General features: G+C 60.9%; 8 protein-coding genes. 3 read left to right on the forward strand and 5 right to left on the reverse strand.

Going from position 1 to position 9,584, the window contains the following annotated elements; all coding sequences use genetic code 11:
* Positions 1-154 precede the first annotated feature (154 nt).
* Both VF436_RS08905 and glmS read left to right on the forward strand, forming a co-directional pair.
* Positions 155-1,525, forward strand: a complete 1,371-nt coding sequence (locus tag VF436_RS08905; RefSeq protein ID WP_330903656.1) for a pyridoxal-phosphate dependent enzyme — start codon at positions 155-157, stop codon at positions 1,523-1,525.
* A gap of 92 nt (positions 1,526-1,617) precedes the next feature.
* Positions 1,618-3,447: a glutamine--fructose-6-phosphate transaminase (isomerizing) gene (glmS, locus tag VF436_RS08910; protein ID WP_330903657.1), complete on the forward strand. Its 1,830-nt coding sequence runs from the start codon at positions 1,618-1,620 to the stop codon at positions 3,445-3,447.
* 64 nt (positions 3,448-3,511) lie between these two features.
* On the opposite strand, the gene VF436_RS08915 is transcribed toward glmS, so the two are convergent.
* From VF436_RS08915 to rfbB, 5 genes are read right to left on the reverse strand one after another with little or no spacing between them, the layout of a single operon-like run.
* Complete coding sequence (locus tag VF436_RS08915; protein ID WP_330903658.1) at positions 3,512-4,924, reverse strand: mannose-1-phosphate guanylyltransferase/mannose-6-phosphate isomerase; 1,413 nt, start codon at positions 4,922-4,924, stop codon at positions 3,512-3,514.
* A 7-nt stretch (positions 4,925-4,931) separates the two neighbouring features.
* Positions 4,932-5,855 (reverse strand): dTDP-4-dehydrorhamnose reductase, encoded by a 924-nt coding sequence (gene rfbD / locus VF436_RS08920; RefSeq protein ID WP_330903659.1) that lies wholly within the window; start codon positions 5,853-5,855, stop codon positions 4,932-4,934.
* Positions 5,852-6,409 carry a dTDP-4-dehydrorhamnose 3,5-epimerase gene (gene rfbC, locus VF436_RS08925; RefSeq protein WP_330903660.1) on the reverse strand — a complete coding sequence of 186 codons (558 nt, stop codon included), beginning with the start codon at positions 6,407-6,409 and terminating at the stop codon, positions 5,852-5,854. The genes rfbD and rfbC overlap by 4 nt, the downstream gene beginning before the upstream one ends.
* Positions 6,406-7,290 (reverse strand): glucose-1-phosphate thymidylyltransferase RfbA, encoded by an 885-nt coding sequence (gene rfbA, locus VF436_RS08930; protein WP_330903661.1) that lies wholly within the window; start codon positions 7,288-7,290, stop codon positions 6,406-6,408. The genes rfbC and rfbA overlap by 4 nt, the downstream gene beginning before the upstream one ends.
* A complete protein-coding gene (gene rfbB / locus VF436_RS08935) occupies positions 7,287-8,336 on the reverse strand; it encodes a dTDP-glucose 4,6-dehydratase (RefSeq protein ID WP_330903662.1) in 1,050 nt (349 codons plus the stop codon). The genes rfbA and rfbB overlap by 4 nt, the downstream gene beginning before the upstream one ends.
* 214 nt (positions 8,337-8,550) lie before the next feature.
* Here rfbB and VF436_RS08940 point away from each other — a divergent pair.
* Positions 8,551-9,584: PLP-dependent aspartate aminotransferase family protein (locus VF436_RS08940; protein ID WP_330903663.1), on the forward strand; the 1,034-nt coding region annotated here is incomplete at its 3' end.

Below are 9,584 nucleotides of genomic sequence, written 5' to 3' on the forward strand. Positions count from 1 at the left end.
CTGACGCTGCACGTTTTCGTACAGGAATGGCCCCGGGGCGCTGATGGCGACCGGGGTCATTGCTTTTTTGAGGCCGCTCAAGCGCGCGGGTTATCATGGTCACCATGGCTGCGGCGACATGACCTGCGGCAGACAACTACCCACGGAGCAGCACATGACGGTCCACCAGAGTGTCCTTGAACTGATCGGACGTACCCCGATGGTGCGCGCGCAACGTCTGGACACCGGGCCATGTGAGCTTTTCCTCAAGCTTGAAAATACCAATCCGGGCGGGTCGGTGAAGGATCGTATCGGCTTGTCGATGATCGAGGGCGCCGAGCGCGCCGGAAAGATCCGTCCCGGTGCGACCCTGGTCGAAGGCACTGCGGGCAATACCGGCCTGGGGCTGGCCCTGGTGGCACAGCAGAAGGGCTACCGCCTGATCCTGGTGGTACCGGACAAAATGAGCCGCGAGAAGATCTTCAACCTCAAGGCGATGGGCGCGGAGGTGGTGCTGACGCGCTCGGACGTAGCCAAGGGCCACCCGGAGTACTACCAGGATATGGCCGAGCGCATCGCGCGCGAGACGCCAGGCGCCTACTTCATCAACCAGTTCGGCAACCCGGATAACCCGGCGGCGCATATCGCCTCCACGGGACCGGAAATCCTGGAGCAGATGGATGGCAAGGTCGATGCCATCGTGGTCGGCTGCGGCTCGTCGGGCACGTTGAGCGGCCTGTCGACATTCTTCGCCGAGGCCTCGCCGGACACGGCGTTCGTGCTGGCCGATCCGGTCGGCTCGATCCTGGCGCAATACATCAACGAAGGCACGCTTTCGGACAAGTCCGCCAGTTGGATGGTCGAAGGCATCGGCGAGGATTTCCTGCCCTCGATCAGCGACTTCACGCGCGTGAAGAAGGCATATGCGATTCCCGACAAGGAGAGCTTCCTGGCGGCGCGCGAGCTGCTGGCCAAGGAGGGCGTGCTGGGTGGTTCATCCACCGGCACCCTGTTGGCCGCTGCCTTGCGCTACTGCCGCGAACAAACTACGCCCAAGCGAGTAGTCACGCTGGTGTGCGATACCGGCAACAAGTACCTGTCCAAGATGTACAACGACTACTGGATGCTCGACAACGGCTTCATCGACCGCGAGCAGCATGGCGACCTGCGCGACCTGTTGCTACGCCCCTTCGCTCAGCGCGATACCGTGGTCGTGGGCCCGAACGAACTGCTGATGACCGCCTATACGCGCATGAAGCTCTACGACGTGTCGCAGTTGCCGGTGATGGAAGGCAGTCGTTTGGTCGGCATCCTGGACGAATCGGATGTGCTGATGCACGTGCATGCGGACGAATCGCGCTTCCGCGATTCGGTCGCCACCGCGATGATCAGCAACCTGCAGATGCTCGACGTGCGGTCGCCGATCGAATCCCTTTTGCCGGTGTTCGAGCGCGGCCACGTGGCGATCGTGGTCGACGGCGAGCAATTCCTGGGCCTGATCACGCGCATCGACCTGTTGAACTATCTGCGCCGCAAGGTGCACTAAGCCCGGCCACACGTGCTGGGCATGCGGTGAAAGTCTCCTGAAACGGGGCGCCGCCTAAAGTGGCAGTCCACGTTATAGAGGAAGCTTTGTCGATGTGTGGAATCGTTGCCGCCGCAGCCCAGCGTGATGTCGCGCCCTTGCTCATCGCCGGCCTGAAGGCCCTCGAATACCGGGGTTACGACTCGGCCGGCCTGGCTGTCCTGGTCGATGGCGATGTCCGCCGCGTACGAGCCAAGGGCAAGGTCAAGGAAATGGAAAACCTGTACCAGGCCGATCCGTTTCCCGGTGGCACCGGTATCGCGCACACCCGCTGGGCCACGCATGGCATACCCAACGAAGCCAATGCGCACCCGCATATCGTCGGCCGCGTGGCGCTGGTGCACAACGGCATCATCGAGAATTATGCCGAGCTACGCGAAATGCTGCGTAGCAAGGGATATGTCTTCACTTCCGAAACCGATACGGAGGTCATGACCGCACTGGTCGAAGAGCAGCTCAAGCGCGGCAAGGGTCTGCGCGACGCGGTGACGGCCACGGTTCGCGAGTTGGAAGGCGCATACGCCATCGCCGTGATAAGTCGCGACGAACCCGGTCGCGTGGTGGGTGCGCGTCGAGGCGCGCCACTGCTGGTCGGCGTGGGCATCGGTGAGAATTTTCTCGGCTCCGATGCACAGGCGTTGATCCAGGTCACCAACAAGATCATCTACCTTGATGAAGACGATATCGTCGACATAACCCGGGAAAGCCTGGAGATATTCAATCTTGCTGGCGTGGCGGTCGATCGCGCCGTGCACGAGAGTGAGTTGTCCGCCGATGCGGTGGAGCGGGGCGAATATCGCCACTACATCCAGAAGGAAATCTTCGAGCAGCCGCGTGCCATCGCCGATACGCTCGAAGCGCGCATCGGGCCGCACGGTGTGCTGCCCAACATCTTCGGCGTCGGCGGTGATGCATTGCTGGCCCGGGTGAAGGGACTGCACATCATCGCCTGTGGCACCAGCTACCACGCGGGCATGGTGGCCAAGTACTGGATCGAGGAATACGCGCGCTTGCCGGTCAGCGTGGAAGTGGCCAGCGAGTATCGTTATCGCGAGGCGGTTGTGCCGGCCGACACGCTGTTCGTGGCGATTTCGCAGTCCGGCGAAACGGCCGACACCCTGGCCGCGATGCGCGAATCGCGTCGTCGTGGCTACCTGGGCACACTGGCGATCTGCAACGTGCCCGAGTCCTCGGTAGTACGCGAAGCCGACCTGAAGCTAATGACGCGTGCTGGCCCGGAGATTGGTGTGGCCTCCACCAAGGCTTTCACCACCCAGTTGACGGCGCTGGCCCTGCTGGCCCTGCAACTGGCCCACCAGCGTGGCCTGGATGCGCAGCGCTACGCCAGCCTTTGCGCGCAGTTGCAGCACCTGCCGCGCGCGGTGGAAGAAGCGCTCAAGCTGGAGCCGGCGATCGTCGAGCTATCCGAGCAATTGATGCATCGCCACCATGCCTTGTTCCTTGGGCGTGGCGCGCAGTATCCGGTGGCGCTGGAGGGCTCGCTCAAGCTCAAGGAAATCTCCTATATCCACGCCGAGGCCTACCCGGCCGGTGAACTCAAGCACGGTCCGCTGGCGCTGGTGGATGAAGACATGCCGGTCATCGCCGTAGCGCCCAATGGCCCGCTACTGGACAAGCTCAAGTCCAACCTCCAGGAAGTGCGCGCTCGCGGCGGCAAACTCATCGTATTCGCCGACACCCATGCTGGCATGGACGACAGCATGCAGCAGGGAGAGATGCTGCGCCTGGATGGCGGCGGCGACCTGATCGCCCCGGCCGTGTTCACCGTGCCGCTGCAATTGCTTTCGTACCACGTGGCGGTGCTGCGCGGCACGGACGTGGACCAGCCGCGTAACCTGGCCAAGTCGGTGACGGTGGAGTAAGGCGCAATCGGAAAAAGGCCGCTCGTCGCGGCCTATTTCTGGATCACGCTACGGGGCTGCGGAATCAGGCGCGTCCGTAGACATCCTCGATACGCACAATGTCGTCTTCGCCCAGGTAGCTGCCGGACTGCACCTCAATCAGTTCAAGCGGCATCTTGCCTGGATTGCGCAGGCGGTGAGTGCTTCCCAAGGGAATATAGGTGCTTTGGTTTTCGCTCAGCAGGAACACCTTGTCGTCGCAGGTGACTTCCGCCGTGCCGGACACCACGATCCAGTGTTCGGCGCGATGGTGATGCTTCTGCAAGCTCAGTTGCGCACCGGGTTTGACGACAATGCGCTTGACCTGAAAGCGGTCTGATATCTCCAGCGAATCGTAGCTTCCCCAGGGGCGCCGCACGACGCGATGCAGTGAGTGCTCGCTGCGACCGGACGCCTTGAGTTCGTCCACGACCTGCTTGACGTCCTGGGCGGCATCGCGATGCGCGACCAGGGTGGCGTCGGGTGTACTGACGACAATGAGGTCATCGACGCCAACGGTGGCGATCAGGTGGCGGTCGTGGGACCGCAGCAGCGAGTTACGCGTCTTGACGGCGATAGTGTCACCCTCGCGTAGGTTGCCTTGGTCATCACGCTCGCCGGTCAACCAAAGCGCAGACCACGAACCGATATCGCTCCAGGCGCAGCTCACCGGAACCACGGCCGCGCGTTGGGTCTTTTCCATGACGGCGTAGTCGATGGAGTTGTCCGGCACCTTGGCGAAGGCCTCGGCATCGATACGGATGAAATCCAGATCAGCCTGGTGGCCGGCATAGGCCTGCTTCACGGCTTCGAGCATGGCTGGCGCATGCTCGCCAAGTTCTTCCAGGTAGCGTGACGCCTTGAACAGGAACATGCCGGAGTTCCAGTCGTAACCGCCATCGTCAAGATAAGTCCGGGCCTTTTCGGCATTGGGCTTCTCGACGAACTGCCCGACACGAAACGCGTCGGCATCGATGGCATCGGTACGGCGAATATAGCCAAAGCCAGTCTCCGGCCGCTCCGGACGAATGCCGAAAGTGACCAGCCAACCTGCCTGGGCCGATGGCAGGGCGCGCTTGACGGCATCACTGAAGCTGTCGGTATCACCGATGAGATGATCGGCCGGCAAGACCAGCAGCAAGGCATCCGGATCGCGTTCCAAGGCGTGCAGGGCCCCCAGTGCAATGGCTGGCGCGGTATTGCGCGGCAGCGGCTCAAGGATGATGGAGGCGTTTGGTACACGCATTTCCTGGAGCTGCTCGGCGGCCAGGAAGCGATGGTCCTCGCTGGCCACCACGATGGGCGCGGCAACCTCGGGCAGCAGTCGCGTCCGTGACACTGTCTGCTGGAACAGGGTGCCCTCGCCACTGAGCGAGAGAAACTGCTTTGGGAGGTTCTTGCGCGATACGGGCCACAAGCGTGTACCGCTACCGCCGCTGAGGATGAGGGGGATCAGCACGATGGCCTCACGAGGCGTGCAAGGTGTTCATGGTTTCGGAAAGCCCGTCGCGCCAGCCCGGCAGTACATGCCCGAATGTCTCAGTGAACGAGGTGTTGTCGAGCACGGAGTATGCCGGGCGTCGCGCAGGCGTGGGGAACTGCTCGGTGCCGATCGCATGGACGATCGGGCGTCGCGCCAGTACGCCTACGCGAACAGCCTCGTCGAAGATGGCCTCTGCAAAGCCGTGCCAGGTAGTTTCCCCGCTGGCTGTCAGGTGATAGGTGCCCGATAGGGCGGACGCCTTTGCCGACGCCTGCTGTGCGTCGATCGCAGCCAGCGAGCCGGCCACGATGATCGTGGTCGTCGTCGGCGTGCCACGCTGGTCGGCGACCACGCTCAGTTCTTCGCGCTCTGCGCCAAGACGCAGCATGGTCTTGAGAAAATTGTGACCTACCGTGGAATAGACCCATGCCGTGCGCAGGATCAGGTGGGCAGCACCGCTGGCACGTAGTGCCTGCTCGCCAGCCAGTTTGCTGCGCCCATAGGCGCCCTGGGGGCCGGTGCTTGCCTGGGGCGGATAGGGTATCGACGCGTCGCCAGGAAAGACGTAATCGGTGGAGTAATGGACGACGAGTGCATCATGGCGGGCAGCCCATTGTCCCAGCAGGCCCGGCGCGTGTCCGTTGACCTGCATCGCGGTTGCCTCGTCACTTTCGGCCTTATCCACGGCCGTATAGGCAGCTGCATTCACGATGATCTGCGGGCACTCCCGGTCGAGCATCGCTTCAAGACCCACCAAGTCCGCCAGGTCACCCACGACGCCACGCGCTCCCGATGGAACTTGGCCGTCACGTGATGCGGCGACAAGCTCGCCACGTTTGGCGAGCCCGCCTTCGGACATGAAGGTCTGACCCAGTTGGCCGTTGGCACCCAGCAGCAGAATCTTCAAGCCTTGTACTCCGGCAGTCGCGCGACCGGCACATCCGCCAGCAACGGCGCTTTGCCGTCTTTGTCCGACAGCAGGGGAGCGGAGATGGGCCAGTCGATGCCGATGGCCGGATCATCCCAGCGGATCCCGCCATCGGTTTCAGGATGATAAAGGTCCGTACACTGATAGGAGAACGTGGCGTATTCGGAGACCACGCAGAAGCCATGGGCAAACCCCTCGGGTATCCAGAAATGCCGATGGTTTTCCGCGGTCAACATCACGCCTGCCCACTGGCCAAAGGTTGGTGAGCCATGGCGAATGTCCACCGCCACATCGAACACTTCGCCATCGATGACGCTGACCAGCTTGCCCTGGGGATAGGGCCACTGATAGTGCAGTCCACGCAGCACGCCACGCGCGGAGCGGGAAACATTCGACTGGACGAAACGACGGTCGATACCCGCTTCACGGTACTTGGCTTCGTTGTAGCTTTCGTAGAAGAACCCACGCGCGTCGCCGAAAACCTGCGGTTCGATGACCACACAACCCGGTAGTGATGTTTCAGTAAATTTCATCCGACATAGCCTTGCTTGATAAGGTTCTTCAGATACTGGCCGTAGCCGGTTTTCGCAAGCGGTTCGGCCAGGCGCTGAAGCTGCTCGGCGTCGATCCACTTGTTGATATAGGCGATCTCCTCAGGGCAGCAGACCTTTAGCCCTTGCCGGTTCTCGATCGTTTGAATGTACTCGCCGGCCTCCATCAAAGATTCATGAGTGCCCGTGTCCAGCCAGGCGTAACCGCGACCCAACTGCTCCAGGTGCAGCGAGCTGTCGTCAAGGTAGCAACGATTGAGGTCGGTGATCTCAAGCTCGCCGCGCGGCGAAGGCTTCAGGCTGGCGGCGAAATCGCTGGCGCGGTTGTCGTAGAAGTACAGCCCCGTTACCGCGTAATTGGACTTGGGCGCGGAGGGTTTTTCTTCGAGTCCGATGACCTTGCCGCTGGCATCGAACTCGGCCACGCCGTAACGCTCTGGATCGCGGACGAAATAGCCGAACACGGTTGCTCCGTGATCACGGGCGGCTGCGCGCTTCATGCGCTCGGTGAGACCCACACCGTAGAAGATGTTGTCACCCAGGACGAGGCAGCTGGGATCGTTGCCGATGAAATCCTTGCCGATCAGGAATGCCTGGGCGAGACCATCGGGTGATGGCTGCACGGCGTAGGTAATCTGGATGCCCCACTGGCTGCCGTCTCCCAGCAGGCGTTGAAACAGTTCCTGTTCGTGCGGCGTGTTGATGATCAGCACATCCCGAATGCCCGCGAGCATAAGTGTCGCCAGCGGGTAGTAGATCATCGGCTTGTCATACACCGGCAGCAGCTGTTTACTTACGGCCTTGGTGATGGGATAGAGACGCGTGCCGGAGCCGCCGGCGAGGATGATGCCCTTGGTGTTCATGCGCCCAATCGCTCCATCCGATAGCTGCCGTCAAGAACACGATCGGACCATGCCTGGTTTTGCAGGTACCAGTCCACGGTGTGTTCGATGCCGCTTTCGAACGTCTGCGACGGCTTCCACCCCAGCTCTTTTTGCAGTTTGCTCGAATCGATCGCGTAGCGCCGATCGTGACCCGGGCGATCCTTTACATAAGTAATGAGCGATTCACGCTTGCGGCCATCCGCCATAGGGCGACGCGCGTCAAGCAGGGCGCAGATGGCCTTGACCACCTGGATATTCTCGCGCTCGGCATTGCCGCCGACGTTATAGGTTTCACCCACGCGCCCGGCGTCAAGTACCCTTTGAATAGCGGAGCAGTGATCACCCACAAACAACCAGTCGCGGATGTTGCGACCGTCACCATAAACCGGCAAGGGCTCCCCCGCCAGGGCTTTCTGGATGATCAGCGGAATGAGTTTCTCGGGAAACTGATAGGGGCCGTAGTTGTTTGAGCAGTTGGTCGTAAGCGTCGGCAGGCCATAGGTGTGGTGGAAGGCGCGAACCAGATGATCGGATGCTGCCTTCGATGCAGAGTAAGGAGAGTTGGGCGCATAAGGAGTAGCCTCGGTGAATTGACCCTCCGCACCCAATGACCCATAAACTTCATCGGTCGAGACGTGCAAAAAGCGAAACGCATCAGCGGCGCCGCTCCCCAAGCCGCGCCAATAGTCGCGACTGGCCTCAAGCAGGCCAAGCGTGCCGACAACGTTGGTTTCAACGAAAGCCGCAGGCCCATCGATCGATCGATCCACATGCGATTCGGCGGCAAAATTGACCACGGCATTCACACCATGGCTCGTGAGCAACCGCGCGACTAGCGCCCGATCACCAATGTCTCCCTCGACGAAGACGTGTTTGTCGTTTTGGCTTATCGATGACAACGTGTCGAGATTGCCGGCATAGGTCAGCTTGTCGAGATTGACGACCTTGTGTCCCTGGCGCACCGCTTCGAGCACAAAATTAGCGCCAATGAAACCGGCGCCGCCGGTAACGAGCATTGTCTTCATAAGTCAAGGGATTCCAGGGAGGGACTCGTTATTGTGTCATGCCGGGCTCGTCGGCAGAACCTTGGCTCATCCGTTTTTCGGGTGGCCTTTCATGTGGTGTTGGGAAGTTGGCGGGCATTCAGTGCCTTCCCGCCAATCTGGAGAGATATCCTGGTTTAAGATGGCCGCCTACTCGATTGGGCTAGCCCGCATTAACAATTTCAAGTCATTGAATATGAAAGAAAAAGCCAAAAAAACACTTGGAATCGGCACGCGTGCAATCCATGCGGGACAGAGCCCCGACCCGTCGACCGGCGCCATCATGACGCCTATTTACGCCACATCGACATATGTCCAGGAAAGCCCTGGCAAGCATAAGGGGTACGAGTACTCGCGCACCCAAAATCCGACGCGCATGGCCTATGAGCGATGCGTCGCCGACCTGGAGGGTGGCGTCGCTGGATTTGCATTTGGCTCGGGACTTGCTGCGGCAAGCACGGTTCTGGACATGCTCGATTCCGGCAGCCACGTCATTGCGATGGACGATCTATACGGCGGAACATATCGGCTTTTCGAGCGGGTCAGACGACGCTCGGCGGGACTCAATTTCAGCTTCGTCGACCTGAACGATGAAGCCGCACTTAAAGCAAGCCTGACGCCGCAAACCAGGGTGATCTGGGCTGAATCGCCGACTAATCCCATGCTCAAGCTGGTGGACCTGCGCAAGGTTGCGCGTTTTGCGAAGAAGCATGGCCTGATCCTGGTGGTGGACAACACGTTTTGTTCACCTGTCTTGCAGCGACCGTTGGAGCATGGCGCCGATCTGGTGTTGCACTCGGCGACTAAATATCTCAATGGCCATTCCGACATGGTCGGAGGGATCGTGGTGGCTGGCACGTCCGCATTAGCCGAACAGATGGCATTTCTGCAGAATTCGGTGGGCGCGATCGCAGGACCGTTCGATGCCTTCCTCGCGATGCGTGGTTTGAAGACGCTTCATCTGCGCATGAAGGCGCACTGCGAAAGTGCCGCTGAATTGGCCAAATGGCTTGAGCGCCATCCGGCGATTGAAAAAGTCATCTACCCGGGGCTGAAGTCGCACCCGCAGCACGCCTTGGCGCGCCGACAGATGGACGGCTTCGGCGGAATCATCAGTGTCGAAGTCAAGGGTGGACTTAAGAGAGCGCGTCGAATGTTAGAGCGCTGTGAGTTGTTTGCATTGGCCGAATCGCTGGGTGGTGTGGAGAGTCTCATCGAGCATCCCGGCAT

Origin of the sequence: Dyella sp. (assembly GCF_036384435.1) — a bacterium.
Lineage (GTDB): Bacteria > Pseudomonadota > Gammaproteobacteria > Xanthomonadales > Rhodanobacteraceae > GSA-30.

Bases quoted from the DNA above. Each gene is read 5' to 3' on its own strand.
- VF436_RS08905 (WP_330903656.1), top strand. From the start codon at position 155: ATGACGGTCCACCAGAGTGTCCTTGAACTGATCGGACGTACCCCGATG.
- glmS (WP_330903657.1), top strand. From the start codon at position 1,618: ATGTGTGGAATCGTTGCCGCCGCAGCCCAGCGTGATGTCGCGCCCTTG.
- rfbC (WP_330903660.1), bottom strand. From the start codon at position 6,409: ATGAAATTTACTGAAACATCACTACCGGGTTGTGTGGTCATCGAACCG.
- rfbA (WP_330903661.1), bottom strand. From the start codon at position 7,290: ATGAACACCAAGGGCATCATCCTCGCCGGCGGCTCCGGCACGCGTCTC.
- rfbB (WP_330903662.1), bottom strand. From the start codon at position 8,336: ATGAAGACAATGCTCGTTACCGGCGGCGCCGGTTTCATTGGCGCTAAT.